Annotated in this window: 22 protein-coding genes; 11 read left to right on the forward strand and 11 right to left on the reverse strand. The window is 36.8% G+C overall.

The genetic code is table 11. The features are described from left to right. Position 1: 1 nt before the first annotated feature. A complete protein-coding gene (locus ACLKMH_RS04905) occupies positions 2-454 on the reverse strand; it encodes a DoxX family protein (RefSeq protein WP_413701081.1) in 453 nt (150 codons plus the stop codon). A 121-nt stretch (positions 455-575) separates the two neighbouring features. Between ACLKMH_RS04905 and ACLKMH_RS04910 the strand changes: the two genes are divergently transcribed. Then, positions 576-1,475 carry a LysR family transcriptional regulator gene (locus ACLKMH_RS04910; protein ID WP_413701082.1) on the forward strand — a complete coding sequence of 300 codons (900 nt, stop codon included), beginning with the start codon at positions 576-578 and terminating at the stop codon, positions 1,473-1,475. A gap of 35 nt (positions 1,476-1,510) precedes the next feature. Here ACLKMH_RS04910 and ACLKMH_RS04915 read toward each other — a convergent pair whose 3' ends face one another. From ACLKMH_RS04915 to ACLKMH_RS04935, 5 genes are all read right to left on the reverse strand, one after another. Further along, positions 1,511-2,377, reverse strand: coding sequence for an alpha/beta hydrolase (locus ACLKMH_RS04915; protein ID WP_413701083.1), 867 nt, complete (start codon positions 2,375-2,377; stop codon positions 1,511-1,513). 211 nt (positions 2,378-2,588) lie between these two features. After that, the gene (locus ACLKMH_RS04920) at positions 2,589-3,104 is read right to left on the reverse strand and encodes a GNAT family N-acetyltransferase (RefSeq protein ID WP_413701084.1); all 516 of its coding nucleotides are present in this window, start codon (positions 3,102-3,104) and stop codon (positions 2,589-2,591) included. 81 nt (positions 3,105-3,185) lie between these two features. Beyond that, positions 3,186-3,656 (reverse strand): GyrI-like domain-containing protein, encoded by a 471-nt coding sequence (locus ACLKMH_RS04925; RefSeq protein WP_413701085.1) that lies wholly within the window; start codon positions 3,654-3,656, stop codon positions 3,186-3,188. Between the two features lie 83 nt (positions 3,657-3,739). Then, a complete protein-coding gene (locus ACLKMH_RS04930) occupies positions 3,740-4,090 on the reverse strand; it encodes a hypothetical protein (protein ID WP_413701086.1) in 351 nt (116 codons plus the stop codon). A gap of 100 nt (positions 4,091-4,190) precedes the next feature. Then, on the reverse strand, positions 4,191-4,523 hold the full coding sequence (locus tag ACLKMH_RS04935) for a YnfA family protein (protein ID WP_413701087.1): 333 nt from the start codon (positions 4,521-4,523) through the stop codon (positions 4,191-4,193). A 333-nt stretch (positions 4,524-4,856) separates the two neighbouring features. Between ACLKMH_RS04935 and ACLKMH_RS04940 the strand changes: the two genes are divergently transcribed. Both ACLKMH_RS04940 and ACLKMH_RS04945 read left to right on the forward strand, forming a co-directional pair. Then, positions 4,857-4,991, forward strand: a complete 135-nt coding sequence (locus tag ACLKMH_RS04940) for a hypothetical protein (protein WP_413701088.1) — start codon at positions 4,857-4,859, stop codon at positions 4,989-4,991. Between the two features lie 135 nt (positions 4,992-5,126). Further along, a complete protein-coding gene (locus tag ACLKMH_RS04945) occupies positions 5,127-5,714 on the forward strand; it encodes a cytochrome b (protein ID WP_413701089.1) in 588 nt (195 codons plus the stop codon). Positions 5,715-5,987: 273 nt separating this feature from the next. Here ACLKMH_RS04945 and ACLKMH_RS04950 read toward each other — a convergent pair whose 3' ends face one another. From ACLKMH_RS04950 to ACLKMH_RS04970, 5 genes are all read right to left on the reverse strand, one after another. Further along, positions 5,988-6,488: a hypothetical protein gene (locus ACLKMH_RS04950; RefSeq protein ID WP_413701090.1), complete on the reverse strand. Its 501-nt coding sequence runs from the start codon at positions 6,486-6,488 to the stop codon at positions 5,988-5,990. A 339-nt stretch (positions 6,489-6,827) separates the two neighbouring features. Continuing rightward, positions 6,828-7,499: a hypothetical protein gene (locus ACLKMH_RS04955; RefSeq protein ID WP_413701091.1), complete on the reverse strand. Its 672-nt coding sequence runs from the start codon at positions 7,497-7,499 to the stop codon at positions 6,828-6,830. 146 nt (positions 7,500-7,645) lie between these two features. Next, positions 7,646-8,014: a PH domain-containing protein gene (locus tag ACLKMH_RS04960; RefSeq protein ID WP_413701092.1), complete on the reverse strand. Its 369-nt coding sequence runs from the start codon at positions 8,012-8,014 to the stop codon at positions 7,646-7,648. 340 nt (positions 8,015-8,354) lie between these two features. Further along, positions 8,355-9,029: a TerB family tellurite resistance protein gene (locus ACLKMH_RS04965; RefSeq protein WP_413701093.1), complete on the reverse strand. Its 675-nt coding sequence runs from the start codon at positions 9,027-9,029 to the stop codon at positions 8,355-8,357. Between the two features lie 822 nt (positions 9,030-9,851). Next, positions 9,852-12,056, reverse strand: coding sequence for a glycoside hydrolase family 9 protein (locus ACLKMH_RS04970; protein ID WP_413701094.1), 2,205 nt, complete (start codon positions 12,054-12,056; stop codon positions 9,852-9,854). A gap of 400 nt (positions 12,057-12,456) precedes the next feature. Here ACLKMH_RS04970 and ACLKMH_RS04975 point away from each other — a divergent pair, with 400 nt between their 5' ends. The 8 genes from ACLKMH_RS04975 (at position 12,457) to ACLKMH_RS05010 (ending at position 18,647) form a co-directional block, all read left to right on the forward strand. Next, positions 12,457-13,218, forward strand: a complete 762-nt coding sequence (locus ACLKMH_RS04975) for a LacI family DNA-binding transcriptional regulator (RefSeq protein ID WP_413701095.1) — start codon at positions 12,457-12,459, stop codon at positions 13,216-13,218. Between the two features lie 7 nt (positions 13,219-13,225). Further along, the gene (locus ACLKMH_RS04980) at positions 13,226-13,477 is read left to right on the forward strand and encodes a substrate-binding domain-containing protein (protein WP_413701096.1); all 252 of its coding nucleotides are present in this window, start codon (positions 13,226-13,228) and stop codon (positions 13,475-13,477) included. An 11-nt stretch (positions 13,478-13,488) separates the two neighbouring features. Next, positions 13,489-14,733, forward strand: a complete 1,245-nt coding sequence (locus ACLKMH_RS04985; RefSeq protein WP_413701097.1) for an extracellular solute-binding protein — start codon at positions 13,489-13,491, stop codon at positions 14,731-14,733. Between the two features lie 59 nt (positions 14,734-14,792). Next, the gene (locus tag ACLKMH_RS04990; protein ID WP_413701098.1) at positions 14,793-15,278 is read left to right on the forward strand and encodes a carbohydrate ABC transporter permease; all 486 of its coding nucleotides are present in this window, start codon (positions 14,793-14,795) and stop codon (positions 15,276-15,278) included. Beyond that, positions 15,265-15,780 (forward strand): carbohydrate ABC transporter permease, encoded by a 516-nt coding sequence (locus tag ACLKMH_RS04995; RefSeq protein WP_413701099.1) that lies wholly within the window; start codon positions 15,265-15,267, stop codon positions 15,778-15,780. Before ACLKMH_RS04990 ends, ACLKMH_RS04995 begins: the two co-directional genes overlap by 14 nt. 1 nt (position 15,781) lies before the next feature. After that, a complete protein-coding gene (locus ACLKMH_RS05000; RefSeq protein ID WP_413701100.1) occupies positions 15,782-16,696 on the forward strand; it encodes a carbohydrate ABC transporter permease in 915 nt (304 codons plus the stop codon). A gap of 148 nt (positions 16,697-16,844) precedes the next feature. Next, a complete protein-coding gene (locus tag ACLKMH_RS05005) occupies positions 16,845-17,936 on the forward strand; it encodes an ABC transporter ATP-binding protein (protein WP_413701101.1) in 1,092 nt (363 codons plus the stop codon). Between the two features lie 138 nt (positions 17,937-18,074). Beyond that, on the forward strand, positions 18,075-18,647 hold the full coding sequence (locus ACLKMH_RS05010; protein ID WP_413701102.1) for a hypothetical protein: 573 nt from the start codon (positions 18,075-18,077) through the stop codon (positions 18,645-18,647). Positions 18,648-18,654 lie beyond the last annotated feature (7 nt).

An 18,654-nucleotide genomic window follows, 5' to 3' on the forward strand; every position in this document is an offset into this window, starting at 1 on the left:
GTTATGAAGACTTTTCTAGTCGATTTGCTAGCTTATTATCAATAGAGAATGTGCCAGCGCCTTGAGCGATTAATGCAACGGATGCAATCGCCAGTAGTAGTGCATACTCATAACCATTATTGCTAACAAAAAGGCCATTTCCAATATGCACAGTCATCGCCATAAACATAGTAAATGCGGTAACAATCGCTGCAGGGCGAGTAAGCAATCCAAGTACGAGTGCTAGACCACCAAAAAACTCACCACTTCCTGCCAACAAAGCCATCAGATATCCAGGTGCAAAACCGATGCTCTCCATAAATTGCCCAGTGCCTTGCAAGCCATAACCACCAAATAACCCAAATAGCTTTTGCGAGCCATGTGCAATGAGTATGATACCTAGAGGAACACGAAGTATAAGCGCGCCCAAGCCGGCTTTTGATCGTAGTATTTTATTTATAATTTGTGTGTTCATTATTTTTCTCCAATTCTTTATATGAGGTGTTTGTTAAAACAGATAGTATTAGATGGATAATTGAAGATAAATGTGTTAATTGTTTAGATATTATAAACATAATGTTGTTAATTGAGGTGCTATGGATAAGTTAGAAACAATGAAGACCTTCATTACAGTTGTACAGGAAGGGGCTTTTTCTAAAGTCGCCGATAAGCTGGACCTATCACCACAGCTAGTCAGTAAATATGTTTCTCAGTTAGAAGATAAACTACAAATTCGCTTATTAAATAGAACCACACGTAAGGTTAGCCTAACCGAAGCGGGCATGGAATATTATCAACGTTGCCAACAGGTTTTAGATGATATAGAAGAAATGGAAGGCGCGTTAACTAATCTGCACCAAAATATCTCTGGTGTATTAACTATCAGCGCGCCGATGTCATTTGGCACAAAGCACCTGCCAAAACTGTTTGTTGAATTTCAGAAACTTTATCCAGAAGTGAAAATCGAGTTAAAGCTGACTGACAGAAAGGTAGATATTGTTGAAGAGGGTGTTGATGTCGTGTTGAGAGCAGGGCGCTTAGAAAGTTCTTCAATGATAGCTAAAAGGGTCACTTCTATTAAACTGGCGATATGTGCTTCTCCTGAATATTTAAAAATAAAAGGGATACCTAAGACACCGGCCGACCTTCAAGGGCATACATACTTAAAATACAATAATTCCGATAGTAATATGCTTTTTTCTGGATTTAATGTTGAATATAAAAAACTCGGCTTGCGTGAAAAAATAGTGACCAATAATGGTGACTTTTTGGTGAATACCGCTATTTATGGTGGCGGTATTGTTATCCAACCCACTTTTATTACTGGAGAAGCCCTTGCGGAAGGTAAATTAAAACGTATATTGACTGAATACGAACCACAGCCTTTGGCTCTTTATGCTGTTTATGCAAACCGAAAATTTTTAGCAGGCAAGGTGCGTTGCTTTATTGATTTTGTAAGTCAGTTTTATGGTGATGCACCCTATTGGGATAAGTAATATTGTTAATTCCACTAGTTAAGGGGCTAATATTATTAATGTCGCTTAAAGAAAGTAACCATATCGTTAAGTATCGATTTATCGGTTGAAAGTATCCAAATCATATTCTTGACTAAGTCAGTATGATTCATCTCAGGATATAAAATCGTTTCAACTTTGCCCTTCTTTTGTTTGATTTTATCGGCAAATAAATCGATATTACGTCGGTAAACGGTTGTATCTTTCTCTCCCCAAATTAATAACATTGGCGGTTCATCACCCTCGATGTAATTGCTGACTTTCATACCTTGATAATTGTTTGTATTGGCTGATTTAAAAATAGCTTTCAGTGAATCGGTATTTGGTTCGAAGTCATAGGGGCCAGCTAAGCCAGCAAAGGCACTTATAATATTATTACTCAATCCTTCCTTAGCAAGATAATTATTATCTGCAGTTAACATGGTCGCAATATAAGCGCCCGCAGAGTGACCTGCTAAATATAGTTTATCTTTATCGCCACCATAATCTGCGATTGACTCATAAGTCCATGCCACGGCTTTTGCACCATCTTCCACAAAAGTGGGAAAGGCAATATCAGGATATTTTCGATAATCGGCAATAACAGCAATATATCCTTGGTTAGCAAACGTATTTCCTATGAATTGATACATTTCTTTATTGCCATCTTCCCAACTACCGCCATAGAAGAACATCACAACAGGCAGTAGTTTAGTATCTTTAGATTGATTAGCAGGAAGGTAGATGTCCAGTGTTTGCCCAGTTTTTTCAGTGAATGGAATACTTTGTTTTATGGTGTTTTGACTAAGCTTCGCGGGTAAGTTAGCGACAAAAAGGCCTGCTTTAGTACATGCAGTAGTAACAATCGCCAGTACAATCACGGTTATTAGTTTAACTTGTCTCATGGTATTCGCTCCGGTGTGATCATAGCTTAATAAGAAGAGAGTGATAAACAGTTGTTGCCATTAACTGTCTTTACACATGTTTTTTGATTGTTTTAAATGAACACTGATTTTAATTGCTTTTGTTAAGATCTGTAATACGAACAGTAGTGGAGTTTTGATCATAAAAGACTGGATTTTCATGTGTGTAATATAAGTGCACACAAGAGACTTGTTATACAAGTCGCCATTGAGCTTTGCTTAAGGTGTACTTATGAATTACCTTTTTATGATATTCACCTATGTCGAAGGTATTAAAGCCAAGTTTCTCAATAATACGATTTGAACCAATATTTTCAGGCTCGACAATCGCAACAATTTTTGCAATTTTTAAATCGATGAAAGCATATTCGAGTACGGCACAAACGGCTTCAGTGGCATAACCTTTATTCCAATGTTCTCTGCCAAGCCTGTATCCTAGGTTTACGATTGTCTGATTATTATGAGTTTCTTCGTTTAAGCCAGAAAAACCGAGCAACTTATTACTGTTTTTATCAATGATTGCCCAAGGTCCAAAGCCCGACTTCACATAACTTGTCTGACACCATGTGACGAATTCAAATGTTGCTTTTTCATCCATCACACCATTTACAGAATACCGCATAACCTCAGGGTCACATAAAAGTAGCGATAAAGGTTTAATGTCACTTGTTGTTAATTGACGAAGCAAAAGTCTATTCGTTTCTAGCAAGTTCACTCCATTTCTTTTGAGATTATAAGGTGGCTCACTTTTGTGGATGAAGTGAACTTAGCTTCTTCTTAAGCGCTTCATTTATACAATTGAAATATATATATCGATATCAGTTTGATCTTTGTAATGCTCAAAATCTGTTGTGAACGCTCTTTTATATACTGACTCTTCATTGCTAAAGTAAGCCCAGATTTCGCCCCAAGTATTGATAACTGCTTGTACTCGTGCATTATCATCAGGTGATGTAGCTTTACCTTCAAAGACTAAATATTTTCCCTTTTGAATAGTTACTTTATCAACAGCCACTTTATCAACAGAATCAGTAGCTTTTTCAGTGCCTGCTAATACATTAAACTCACCATTAGCATCAGATTCATAGTCGTAATAAACACCATAAACCCTTTCACCTGCTTGATAATTGACAGAAATCTCCCTGTCGAATTTTTGCCATGCTTTTCCTATTTTGGCTGTTTCAGGGTTCATCTCATTTGCATTAGTTGTTCTTACTGATATGCCGACTATTTGTTTTTCTTCAATGCTAACAACTTTCATAATTTCTCCATGTGTACATAACAAGACAGTAGAATTTCACTTTTAAGAAAAATAGTCCTTCTCGAGTTTTATTTGTTAAGCCTTTACCAACGAATTTTATATTTTTTCTTAATTCTTCTATATAACTCAAGACTACTTCCATGTTTTTCTAACCCTACAATGCCAACAAATATAAAAAAAGCAGACATGGCAATAAGAGCAAGGCTTATTAGTATTTTGTCTATGATTGTATTTCCAGTTGAAATCCATACAAAATAAATAAAAATTAAGCTTAATAGCGCGCCAGTAAAAGCAATCATCCGGCGAAATAAAATCCATGACATTGCAACAAATCTTCGTAACTTTCTAGGTTGTGATGCTCTGTCTGGTGAGATATACCAACCAAGAAACCAAATCACAGCGATAAAAATAATAAATAAAATTGGAAACAGCATATAAATAACTGGCCTGTCGAATAGACGATATTGAGAGGGATTTATCGCTCAAGTCAAAATGAAAGCTCATGCACTTATGGTGATGCTAACCCGACACCCTTTATACATTTTTAGGAGCAAACATAATGATTGCCATGCCTAATAATGCAACCAAACCACCAACAAGATCCCACATACTTGGTTTTACACCATCAACTAACCAAAGCCAAAATAAAGCGACAAAAATATATACCCCACCATAGGCGGCATAAACTCGACCACTCGCAGTTGGATGCAGTGTAAGTAGCCATGCAAATAACGCCAAACTTAATGCCGCTGGAATTAAAAGAAAGATACTTTTATCTTGTTTAAGCCAAAGATAAGGCAGATAACAACCAACAATTTCTGCTATTGCAGTAATGCCAAAAAGAGCGATAGTCTTAAATTCAAACATAGAAACCTTATTTGTGCAGGAATGTATAACGAGGCTGTAGAATTTCTCATTTTCACCCCTAAATAATAAAACCACAGTAATTCACATTGAGTTAATACTCAAATGGATTATTAAACTTTCAGTAAATGATTGATTAAATTGAATGGTAACGGGTATACATACTTTTAACCTTTTCTTAACCTTGAGTTAACCATGTAGCTGATATTTTGCTTTAAATAAATTGTCGGGAATTCATTTAAGAATAATTTTCCAAAAAGGAACCTTATTTCTAATCTGTTAAATCATATGAAAAAGCAATTCAAATAGCAGTTTATATGGATTGGGAGTTAGTAAGTGCTAATAATTAGCTGTGCCAATTCGAAAGCACAGCTCGTGCACCTTTCTTTAACTTTGCAGATTGTATTAGTTACTGAATTTGAAGGCGGTAGCCGCATTGATATAGGTATGGTCGAAGTGATAGAGGCATGAATGCAAAACGAATATTGTAGTTTATCCAAAATTTTGAAACGTCAAAATAGCTTTATTGTTAAATAAGTAAAAACCATTTTAAGCTAATATTAGAATAATTAGCGTCTTTTAATATCTATAGAGAGAAGAAAAACTATGATTAAGAATACTAAAACAACTTATGGCGACATTGCAAAATGGTTTCACTGGTTGGTCGCTTTTTGCTTTCTGGTCGCCTATGTGATCATATATTATAAGATATGGTTTTTAGACAATGAAGATCCACTTTTCCGTTCTAGTATTAATATACATATTGCAATTGGTTTTAGCGTACTCATTTGGGCTACTCTTCGTATTATCTGGAGATTCATGAATACTCAACCTAAAATGCCTGTAATGCCAAAGTGGCAGGCTAATACCGCGCACTGGATGCATTGGGTTCTATATTTCTTTATGTTTGCAATGCCTATTTCAGGATGGTTTGGCTTCGGAGGTTCAATTGATTATGGATTTTTCCAGATTCCTACATTTCGTGAAACCGGTTTAGGACAGTGGATTTTAGAATTATTCAACACTGAGTGGGATGTATGGGAAAAGAAATGGGATTTCTTCCATAAAAATATCAGTGGAGCTTGGGTACTTTGGATTCTAATTGCTATGCATGCAGGCGCCGCGTTATACCATCACTTTGTACAAAAAGATGATACGCTAACGCGTATGTTGCCAGAGAAATCAGATAAATAAGCTGAGCCGCAATTTTACGTTAGCCAGTATTTTGCAATTCAGAAATATAAACCCCGTTAAATAACGGGGTTTATTAAAAGCAAATAACCAAGCTTACACTCTTTTACCAGAACCTATTTTGAAGGGCTGGAATTTCTAATTGTAAGTCATCTGCAAACTCAACAATTAAATCACCACCTTCTTCCGCAAAATATGTATCTGTTGAGTATGAACGTAGCCATAACTTCCTATCTTCTGCAGAAAGAACATACCCTTTATTTTCTTCTCTACCCTTTAAACGGTCAGGATATGCCCAACCTTTTTTTCTAGTTTACTAATTGTTATAATCAAGTGGGCTAATAATGGTTGTTCTGGTGAAACAAATTCATGAAACCAAGGCCAAAATTCTTTATCTCCATCTGAAGCTCTCCACCCCTTTATCTCATTTACTTCAGTTAAGCTTTCATAAGGATGAGAATGAAAAGTCCCAACTAATTCAATGTTTGGCCAATATTTTTCAAAAAAACTTTTCTTCGCTATTATCGAATTTAAATCAGGTTTTACCCAATCTTGATGCCTTAATGCTGATGTTTCCACTGTAGCCATAGTTGCAACTATTCGCGCAGGCAAATTTCCTTTTTGAGGGATTGAATACCCCCATAAAAGACCAAATGTTTCTAAATTTTTATACGACTTTCCATTTTTATGTGCTTTATGCTCAAACTCATAAGCTTCAATTGCTGTTGTGAATAGTTGAGGAACAACATGATCTTCTATTACAATATTTTTAGTCATTTTAATATCCATTAAAAATTTGAAATTACAGTAGTGTCTAACGAGGCTGTAGAATTTCTCATTCTCGACCAGAATTTTAATTATATAAACACAGTATTTTATATTTACTTGAGATTCAAATAGATTTTTCTATTTTCAATAAATGATTGATTAATCTGAGTTGTAGAGGTGCTTATGAAACTAAATAAACTGGATTATTGCGCTTTCAAAATGAAAGATCTGACCCTCGTGGTTTTTTTGACCCTCGTGGTTTTTTCATAAAGGAAGATGAACCGCCCTGTGCGGAGCCGCATGCAGGGTGGTGTGGGGGCTGAAGGCTAGATACCTTCGGCTACCCGATTAGCCATTTTTCACATCAGACCAAGATAATATGTTTTCAGGTATTAACCACTTCAAATCTTGCATAAGTTGAATTTGTGAATTGTTATTCACATTTCTCTCTGTAACTACAAACGGGATGATTATGTAATCATTTTTGCCGATTAAATCCATTAGCACTCTGGACATTACATATTGCCTAACTAATTGATGAACCAGTACGTAGTCAGATTTGGCATTAAACGATTGAGTATCTTTAAATTCACCAATTAATATGTATTTACCAGCTTTAATAACAAGATCAATCTCGGTAGAGAACAAGTTGTTTATAAAAACACCTTTTGATGTTTCATTTATTTGGTAATTTTCTTTATATTTACCTTCGTTTATTCTTAGCTTTGTTTTTCCTGATTTATTATATTTCTCAATTTCTTCGTCTAATTTTTCAAAATTTTCATTATATATGCTTACCACTTCATCAATAAAAGCTTTATCAGTTCTTTTATGCTTTGCCTCGTTGCAAAAGTCACGAAACCCCGTCCAAAACAACTCATACTCAATGAGAGAATCAGAGCAATACCCAGCATTACCCAATATTCTATTAGCAAGTTTATTAGCTAATTTTATACCACCATTATCTATAAATAGCTTAGACATACGCCAGCTTTCAGATCTGTTTTTTATTCCAAGCATAGAAACTCCCATATCACAGTAATCAGATAGATGGCTAACGCCAGCCATAAACGGCTAAAATAGTTGGCTAAAATTTGTGAGGCACGAACAATAGCCAACTGTTTTTTGTCCGATTTAATGGCCTTGTTAGCAAATATTCAGTAAGGCTATAGCAAGTAACTTGAAATTATTTTTGAAATTTCTAGCATTGATGTCTTCCCCGTAAATTCAAATTTAACTTTACCCACAGCTGAAAAGTATATTTCCAGCTCAGAATCAAGATCGAATGTACCTGACGTTTCAACAGAATAAGCAACAATATTTTTATAAGGTAAAGTAGTAAAGTCCTTTTTACTTCCCGTAATTCCTTGGACGTTTACTGCTATTATTCTTTTACTTGTAAATACAACACCATCACGCATAGATTTATATGAATCAATTATGTGCTCATCTTCTAAAAGAAATTCACTTACTTTATCTGCATAATCAGAATTCTGCTTAAGTTTAAAAAAGCCTTTATTATTAAAGTCGATCATTGAAAATCCTTTTTAGTTTCATTTAAATACGTAAATAAGCTTGAAGTCATGGGGAAGTTCTGGTTTTTCCTAAAAAATTTCCCCTGAACAATAGCTACAGCTACTGTCTTTCTATGAACAACGTAAGTGGAAAGTTTGTTTGTACTTCTGAATTCTATCCACTGACACCTGACCACCTTTGCCATGACTTACAAGAAAGCTTTGGTTGTATATAAGTATTTTTAAAAGCACTTTTGGAATGGCGACGACTTACCTTTTTTATCTGTGTAGTAAATCATTTTCATTGCTTGATTTAGTTCTCTACCCGAGCCCCCATAAAATTCACAGTTGAGGCAACATTTTATGTTCGACGACGTTGGGAAGGAGGCTTTTTAACTGTTTTCTTGGCTGGTGATTTATCTGTTTTTTTTGAATTATCAGCTTCATCTAAAATCTTCATTAATACCGTTAATAAAACACCTCCGACTACGATTGCACCTTTTCCAATTTTGCTAGCAACATGACCTGTAGTACGAATTATTTTATCTTTTTTTAAATTACTAGTATCTAAGTTTAATGTACTTGCTAAATCATCAAAATCTGGAATGTTTAGCTCAAATAGTTGAGCAAGTTGTTTAATAAACGTGTATTCCCCTTTATCTAATAAACCATCTGCGACTGAAATTTTCAAAAGCATTTTGATTGTGTTTCTGTTTTCAGATTTATTTTTGAGTTGAGAGCAGAGGGAGATTACTTTTAAGTTAGATATCTTTTTATCATGATGGCATTTTATCCCAGCACAAAAAATATCGCGTTTTTCTTTTGTTTCTCCAATGATCATTTTTGGAAGTTTATTGACGAACTGAATTTCTTTTTCATTAGAGTCCCCGTCAGAATGAATAAGCGCCCTTGATAACATTCCTCGCAAGAATAATAATTTCACTCCTACATTATCCACTGCTTGTGGGTAGTTTTCTTCCCAAAATATTTGTGTTTTTTTCTCGTCACTATTACCAGTCGCCCAAGGGTCTTGCATTGTACTTTCCTCGTGTTTCAATTTGGTGAAGTTGAGCCTCATTTATATTTTCACATTGTGTGAAATATAAATTCTGTATTCATATTATTTGATCATAGAAGGTTCTGTTTTTCTGCTAGCTACTGAGCGTTGAATAACTCGATTTTTAATGTTGATTAGCTACTTTAATGCTAATTTGCTAACAGGTTTATAGGTGTCACATGACGCAAAACCTCACGCCACCTATCTAAATTAAAAATAAACCTACAGTATGTGAATTTTTTATGAATATCAATCTCTTCCATGCGTATTCATTAATACTATGAAATGAGATAGGTATTAGGGTGATACCTATCTCAATTTTAAATTGATAGTTAAGTATCTAATTTATTAGTAAAAATTTATACATAATAGATATAACCTTCAACTGATGTATATCAATTAACTTTTTCGTACTGGTTACATCATTCAACCGGAATCAATGCTTTTATTAGCTGTAGTCCTCCTTGCTGATTCCATGCACAAAGATCGCTGTAATAACTGGTTGTTAACGTTACAGGATCATTGCTAGTTCCAGAGCTTCCGCAACCCAATAAGTTATAAATCAAAGTGATAAACAATAATTTTTTTAATGGTTGGTTTTGCAATGAATTTATTATAATCCATTGATAATAAAAGTGGTTATGATGAAAAAAGTTCAACATAACCACTCGGGATTCATCATATCTTGCTCTGATTATTTAGGCTTATTCATTTAATTTGCCTTCATCCAGTGCAGTAGCAAGCCACAATAGTGGAGCATTCCAGTTAATGGTGATTTCATTTAACGTCCATGCACCAATATTATCGCGGTAGCAGGTTTGGCCGATGCACTTGCCTTTCATTGTGGCACGCAATCGGATCAGAAAAATTGATTGAGTTGGGTCCGCCGACTAATGCGCCGGGTGCTGGGGAAGGGGAGTTTTCGTCAGCACTTTTTGCCCAAAATCTATGGTGTGGATTTTGTGCAGAACGAATGCCATAACCAGTAATATAAGAAATATCCATTGGGTTAGCGCCAAGTAGATAATCCATGGCATTGCTGGCTACTTTTACAAAGCTTATATCCGCAGTGAAGTCATTTGCGTAAATAAGGAATAAACCGCGATTGACTAAATTTGAATTAGACCCCCAGGGATATTGCTCAACAGAATAAGGAATACGGTAACCCTCATTGTCTATTTGCACCTGATAGCTTTTGGCTGTTTTTATTATATTTTGTTGCGCGAGATTTATGCTTTTTGTACCAAGTTGATTAGGCACAATTGCTAAACTGATGGTGCCTAAAGGCGCTGTATATTGCCAGAAAATATCACCCTGTGAGGCAAGGTTACCGAGTGGCGTTTCTAAGTAATGTGGGCTGGCTTTAAGGAATTCTTGATATTCATTTTTTCCCGTTGTGATAAACAGCTCAGCACTTGCCCAATAAAATTCATCAGTTAAAGAAAAATCATCGTAGGGGCCTGAACCGGTAAAGTTATCATAGGCATAAATTTCGGGAAATTTTTGCGCCGCTTGCCAAGCGTTCTCTGCAACAGTTAAACATTGTTTTGCAAAATCAGGATCAATGTCTGACCAAATCCGTGAACATTGAGCACCTATGGTTGCAAGGTTTAAAGTTGCGGCTGTTGTCGGCTGGCCAACATAACGGGTTTTATCGTCTTTATGTGGCGGTAAGGGCATGCCTGTCCAAACTTCATCGGCGACTTTATGAAAAGCGAGGTGTGACGCATCGATTTTAGTCAGGTTTAAGGTTTTGCTATTAGATTGATTAGCAAGAGGTACGGAAACGATTTTGCCCTCTGGAATTTGCATTGCGAGCATAAACTCTATATTCCATCTTGCTTCTGAAAGAACCGGATTAACTGCTTTTTCAGTTTGGCTATCTTCTGGAATAAGCGCTTTTTCTGTCACTAATGGAATGTCTGCTGTCGCTAGCCATTTGCCTCGTTCGTATAGGTTTAATAATGTCCAAGTGCTGATACCACTATTCACCGTATATTTTCCGTGATCGCCTGCATCGTACCAACCGCGACTAACATCAATACTAAAATCACATCCTGGCCAATCATTTCCCCAGGCATCTTTCTTGTTATAACAGGTAACTAGATCTTTTAGGTGGCCAGCAGGTCTTGCTAAGTCGGGTCGTTGTACAAATTCTTCTTCAATGTTAATGCCACTTCTATTTTGATAGAAATAAGAGAAGGCATCATATTTTAAGTCTTGATAAATAGAGGGGCTAATATCAAAACTGGTACTTTTGTGCTCTCCTACTTTAATGGAAAGTCTTTTTTGTTCTGCTGTTATTGAAGACAGGTCAATGCGGTGTAAATGTTCGCCCGATGCTTTATTTAAACCAAAAATGCTAGTGCGACCAAGGTCGATATTAATGCCTTGCTGGTTTTGTAAAGTCCATCTCAAAGGTTCTTTGGACTCAGAAGCGACAAAGATAAATTTATCTGCTTTAGGTAAAAAGCCCAGTTGGTTTAGGCGAATAGCAGATTTTGTATCCGTTTCTATATAAGGTTTTCCATCTATTGAAACATTGCTAATACAAATATCTGCCTCCTTTTGAGCGCCCATTTGAAATTGAAACTCTGCGCCTGCATCACTATCTTGCTCTTGTGTGAAGGTATAGTGATAAGGTTGTTTAGCACTTGAAATAACCGTATCAGTCACAAAGTGATGGGTATAAGGAGGGCCTTCATGCTGTATTAAGGTTTTCACTTGGGTATCTATATTAGCGTAGGCATCAAAGCGGATCTGATAGGTTTCCCCTTTCTCTAGACCAATGCCGGCATGGCCAATAATAACACTCCACGGGTTTTCACCTGGATTCGCTATTTGCATACAGGCCCGTTGATCTTTCACTATTATGTTTCCGCCAGATGTCCACCAACCATCGATACCATTAGTGAAACTTCCGTTACGTATCATTTCATCAGACATAGATGTTGAAGCCTGTGCGCTTAAAGCAATCAGTAATATCAATTTATTTCTATTGAGCATAAATCCTCACTAAGTGATTAAATTTACATTGGATATAACCCTATGAAGATAGGATTTATAGCGATAGATATAATAAATGTGATTAAGAAATGGTCTTAATTTGGAACTGTGAAGGGTATGTTATCTTGAAAATACATTATGAATTTGTTTCATGAAATAAGTATTTATACCTTGCTAAATAGGCACATAGCTACCATGGTTATGGGTATTACGCCATGAAACAATTTATGAAACTGTTTCATGGCGTAATTTAAAACTGCTGAAGTTCTCGATATTTTAAAATGTCTAAAAAATACAGCCTCTCCGCTGCGATCTTGCTCACAGAATAACCGCCTCATAATCATAATACTCTCTTCAACGAAAAAATGGTTTCATGTTTTTATGAGTTGATGAGGTTCGATTGGCAACACTTAAAGATGTATCTGAGTTAGCGGGGGTTTCACAGGCGACAGTTTCTAGAGTCATCAATGGCACTGATCGCGTGAGCCACGATAAGAAATTGAATGTTGTTAAAGCGATTAAAGAATTAGGATATCGCCCGCATTCTATTATTCAAGCTCAGTCAAGCAGTCGTACTGGCAGTGTTGGTGTTATTGTTCCTGAATTAGGTGGTCCTTTTTATTCAACCATTCTTGATGTGATTGATACACAACTTCGTAAATTAGGTTATCACGTGATTGTTAGTGCAGGCTCAAATACTGAAGAAGGTCAGAAGGAGTCAGTAACCTTTTTATTAAGTCGACGAGTCGATGCATTGATTGTACATGCGCATCAACTTTCCGATGATTACCTTATTGAATTACAGGAATCAGGCGTACCTTTAGTGGTTTTAAATCGTTTTATTCCGGAAATGAACACCAGTTGTATCAGTATTGATAATGAATTGGGTGGCAAGTTAGTCACCCAGTATTTATTAAAAATGGGCCATGAAAATATTGCTTTTATTACTGGGCCTTTAGATAAATCAGATGCTAGAGCACGTTTACAAGGTTACAGAAATGCACTTTATGAAGCCGGCATTGCATTCGATTATGTGTTGGTTACCGAAGGTGATTTTACAGAAGCTGGTGGCGCAAGAGCGATGCGTAAAATATTAAATAGAGGTTGTCAGTTTACTGCGGTATTTGCCTCTAATGATTACATTGCTTTAGGTGCTTGCTGAAGTATTAATGGCAGAAGGTTATTCAATACCAGAACAAGTTTCACTAGTGGGCTTCGATGATATTAATTTTGCGCGTTATATGACCCCAAAATTAACATCGGTTAGCTTTCCGATTGAACAGATGAGCTTGGAATCAGCACAACTAATTATTCAAAAATTAAGTAAGAAGAAGAGTGAGGTTAGCTTTAGATTGCTACCTTCACTTGTAATAAGAAATTCAGTTAAAGATTTACACACCACCCTCAATATAAATAATTAAAGGATATTAAAATGAAATTGAAGAATATAGTACTTTTAAGTGCCCTTGCATTAGGCGCGACGTCTGCCGCTAATGCAACTGATGAGAAAATCCGTTTTGATGGTTTTCCTGACTTTGATAGTAGTCTAAAAGTATTCTTACCAGATTTTGAGAAAAAGACAGGCATTAAAGTTGATTACTTGATGAATAACCATGGTGATCACCACACTAAATTAACCACTAACTTAGCAACCGGTTCAGGTGCAGGTGATGTGATTGTGGTTGATGTTGAAAAAATCGGTCCTTTTGTTGCGTCAGGTGGCTTAGTTAACTTATCAGAAAAATACGGTGCAGATAAATACGCTGAAAGCTTTGCACCTTATGCATGGGCACAGGGCAAAGGTGCTGACGGTGGTATGTATGGTATACCTGTAGACCTTGGTCCTGGTGTTATGTATTACCGCACCGATATTTTCAAAAAAGAAGGGGTTAAATTAGATGCCTCAATTAAAGATTGGGACGCGTATATTGAACTAGGTAAAACCTTGAAAAAAGACGGCGTTTACTTAATTGCATCAGCGACTGATGTTGCGCAGGCGATTATTTTTACTACTGTGCCAGAGGGTGAAGGTCTGTACTTTGATAAAGAGGGTAAATCTGTTGTGACCTCTGATCGTTTTGTAAAAGCTTTTACGGTAGCAAAAACAATTCGTGACAATGGCCTTGATGCGCGTATCACTGCTTGGTCAAATGAATGGTACGAAGGTTTCAGAAATGGCACTTTCGCAACACAACTTTCTGGTGCATGGTTATTAGGTCATTTGAAAAACTGGATTGCACCAGATACAGCGGGTAGCTGGGCAGTTTCAAACCTTCCAGATGGCATTTACGGTAGCTGGGGTGGTTCATTCCTTTCAATTCCTAAACAGTCTAAAAATCCAGACCAAGCTTGGGAGTTAATTGAATACATGACAGTTAACCCAGAAACACAATTGACTGCATTTGCAACGATTGTCGCTTTCCCATCTAACATCACCACTTATGACGACGCACTTTTTGAGCAACCTATTGAATTCTTAGGTGGACAAAAAGCACGTCAAGTATTTGCTGAAGTAGCGAAGAACATTAAACCTGTTCAACCAGGCAAAGGCGATCATATTGCACGTTCAATCATTTTAGAAAATGCATTAATGCAAGTTCTGGATGAAGGTAAAGACATTAAAGAGGCGCTTGCGGAAGCTGAGCGTTTAATTAAACGTCGTACACGTAATATGTAATAACTAAAATTAAATGTTGAAGGTGCACCTGCGGCACCTTCATTTTAAAGGTCCTTATAATGAAAACAACTGTAGAGGCAACACCGATAAAATCGGAACAGGATGTAAAGCCAGGCTTTAACTGGAACATACTTTCTCCTTACGGATTTTTATTGCCATTTTTAATTATTTTCTCTGTATTTGGTGTATTTCCATTACTTTTTTCTATTTTTCTTTCTTTTCATCAGTGGAACCCTGTGGAAGGACTTGTCGCCATGAAATTTGTGGGTGGCGAAAATTATTATATTGCGCTGACTGACCCATGGTTATGGCGTTCATTGAAAAATACTTTCTGGTTAGCATTAACCTCTGGTATTGCACAACACCTTGTCGCTATCCCTGTTGCTTATATATTAGTATCGCAGGGCGATAGATTACGTCATTGGTTAACGTCGGCTTACTTTTTACCTTACATTACCTCAACGGTTGTCCGCATCATTGATTTTCTTCAATATGTACTCGCCAAACTCAGGGATTATCAACCAGTCCTTAATGGCACTGGCTGATTCATGGTACTTAGGATGGGCATTGGAGTGGACTAATCAGTATCAACCGATTCGTTGGTTAGACACCTCTGAAATGTTAAAACCATCGATTGCCTTTATGGTGTTCTGGAAATATACCGGTTTTAACATCGTTTTATACACAACAGGTTTGATGACAATTCCTAAGGAAATCCTGGAAGTCGCACGCATGGACGGCGCTAACTTCTTCCATCGTTTCTGGCATATCTCTTTGCCGATGATCCGTCCGTTTATCTTCTTTGCGGTCACTATGACCATTATTGGTAACTTACAATTATTCGAAGAACCCTTTGTATTAACTAAAGGAACAGGTGGTACTGGTCAAGCGGGATTAACCATTTCAATGTATCTCTATAAAGTTGGTTGGGAATGGTTAGAGATGGGAACGGCTTCGGCAATCTCGTGGTTATTGTTCGCTATGATTGCATTCTTCACCACGATTCAATTTGTATTCTTTGGTAAAAAAGGCTTAGAGGGGCATTAACATGAGCACAAACGCACTGACAAAACCTAATCAAAAGGTGACGGGCCAAAATATTACCAGCGATAATATGCCTGAGAAAAACACAACAGAAATACTAACTAAAATTGCTTTGGTGATACTGGTCGCGATACTGATAGTGTCGGCGATTATTACCGTTTTCCCTTTCTTTTGGTCTGCTCTGTTATCAACACGTGACAGAACAGAAATATTTGGAACAAGCATTAGTTTTATGATTGGCGATAGCTTAGGTTTTAACTATCAAAAATTGTTAGAGATTATGCCTTTTTGGCAAGCAATGTTTAACAGTATTTATGTTGCCTTTGTAGGCACAACCATTTCCCTTTTATTTTGTAGCATGGGTGGTTATGCCTTTGCTGTGTTTAAATTTAAAGGAAAGAATGCCTTATTTGCGATGCTAGTTGGATCAATGATGATCCCACCGGTTTTAAGTTTGATCCCTTATTTCTTGATCGTGCAGTTTCTAGGATTATTGGATAACCATATTGCGGTATGGCTTCCGTTTACGACGACACCCTTTGGTATCTTTTTAATTCGTCAACACGTTGTTTCTTCGATTCCTAAAGAATTATTGGAAGTCGCAAAATTGGATGGCGCGGGAGAGTTCCGTACCTATTGGAGTGTTGTTTTACCTTTAATGAAACCTGCATTAGCAACACTTGCTATCGTCCAGTTTGTATTTTTCTGGAACATGTTTATGCAACCTTTAGTGGTATTAAACTCGCCAGATCATTATGTGATCACCCAGGCGTTACGAAGTGTACAGGGTATACCAAATACACCTTGGGGCTCTGTGATGCTAGGAACAACTATTTCGCTTCTACCTATTTTGGTGACTTATTTATTCGCCTCCAAGCAGATGATCAGTGGACTAACCGCAGGTGCTGTAAAAGGCTAAAAACATAATAACTAAGGCTCATGGGAGCATGAGCCTAATTAACTATTTCATGTTGGTGCTTTATCAAAGTGATAAGTGGCAATCAAAAATTATAAAGACAGTGTTTGTGTTTAGAGAATGATTAATAACAACACTGTGGAGAGAACTAATGGCTAAAGTAATTTTTAAAGATATTAAAAAATCCTATGACGATGTTGAAGTTGTTAAATATTTCGACTTTACAGTGGAAGATGGTGAGTTTGTTGTTTTCCTTGGCCCTTCGGGTTGTGGTAAATCAACCACGCTACGTATGTTAGCAGGGCTAGAAACTATTACTTCAGGTGAGATTTATATCGATGATCGTCTGATTAATAACGTTGATCCTAAAAACCGTGATTTAGCGATGGTATTCCAAAGTTATGCACTTTATCCACACATGACGGTTTATGAAAATATCGCCTTTGCACTAAAATTAAAAGGCATGCCTAAGGCTGAGATTGATGTTGAGGTATTAAAGACGTCAAAAATACTTGAGCTTGAGCCTTTATTAAATCGTAAACCGAAAGAGTTATCCGGTGGGCAAAGACAGCGAGTTGCAATGGGGCGTGCAATGGTACGTACTCCCAAAGTATTTTTATTCGATGAGCCACTGTCTAACCTCGATGCAAAATTACGTGGTGTGATGCGTGAAGAAATGAAAGAGCTTCACAGAACATTAAAAACCACCACCATCTATGTGACTCATGACCAAATTGAAGCCATGACACTGGCGGATCGTATTGTGATTTTAAACGAAGGTTATGTAGCACAGGTTGGTACGCCAACAGAGGTTTTCCAGAAACCTGCGAATAAGTTTGTGGCGCAATTTATCGGTAATCCTGCGATGAATATGATTGATACCAAGCTAATCGAAGAAGCTGGTCAATGGTTTGTTGAATTAGAAACACTACGTATTCCTCTTCCTGAACGTTTTACTCATCAAGCGAAAAAAGATTTATCAGTATGTATGGGCATTAGACCTACAGATATTCATGTTCGTGCTGAACATATTGACCATGATCGTGTTTTTGAATGCCCTGTCACCATCAAAGAAAAAGAGTTATTAGGTGCGAGCATTTTATTGAAAACAAAAGTAGGCAAAGCTGACTTTGTGGTTGAAATCGCGGCTACAGAGGTCGTGTCTGAAGATAGTAAATTGTTTATCGATTTAGATGCTATCCATTTGTTTGACTCAGCCACTGAGCAATCTTTAGCGCTTTAGTTAAAAGACAATAAATATCGTAACGTCTGCGGGTGTCTTTATGTGAGCCCGAGTTGATGCTGTCTATTTTCTGAAAAACACCCCTTTGAATCGGTGTTAATAGACATTAATTTTTATAAAAGACTATGAGGTAGAAAAATGAACTTTGGTTATTTTGATGATAACAAAAAAGAGTATGTCGCCACGACACCTATTACACCAATCAAGTGGTGTAATTATGTTGGTACCTTAAATTTTGGTGGCATTGTTGATAGCAACGGTGGGGTTTTATTGTGCAAAGGTGACCCTGCTTTAAACCGTATTACTAAGTATATAACGCAGTTACCTAACTCTGAATTTAAAGGCTCAACGCTTTATATTAAGGTACGTGATAAAGCCGGTAATGTTGAGGTGTTTTCTCCGTTTTACACACCAACCTTGAAACCACTGGATAAGTTTGAGAACCATACGGGTTTGTCATATAGCCAATTTATTTCAGAGGCTTATGGCATTCGCTGTGATGTTACCTTTTTTGTGCCTAAAAAGGATGGCGTGTTATTGCAGGATATTAAGATTACTAATATCTCTAATAAAGAGCTTCATATTGACGTGATCCCTGTTTATGAGTTCACTCATTTTGATGCATTAAAGCAATTGCTTAATGCCGACTGGGTGCCACAAACAATGACCTTAAAAGCGCATACTCAGGAAACTGGCCACACTGGTTCTTGAACAGTAC

The sequence above is a fragment of the Psychromonas sp. KJ10-10 genome (assembly GCF_047323245.1).
Lineage (GTDB): Bacteria > Pseudomonadota > Gammaproteobacteria > Enterobacterales > Psychromonadaceae > Psychromonas.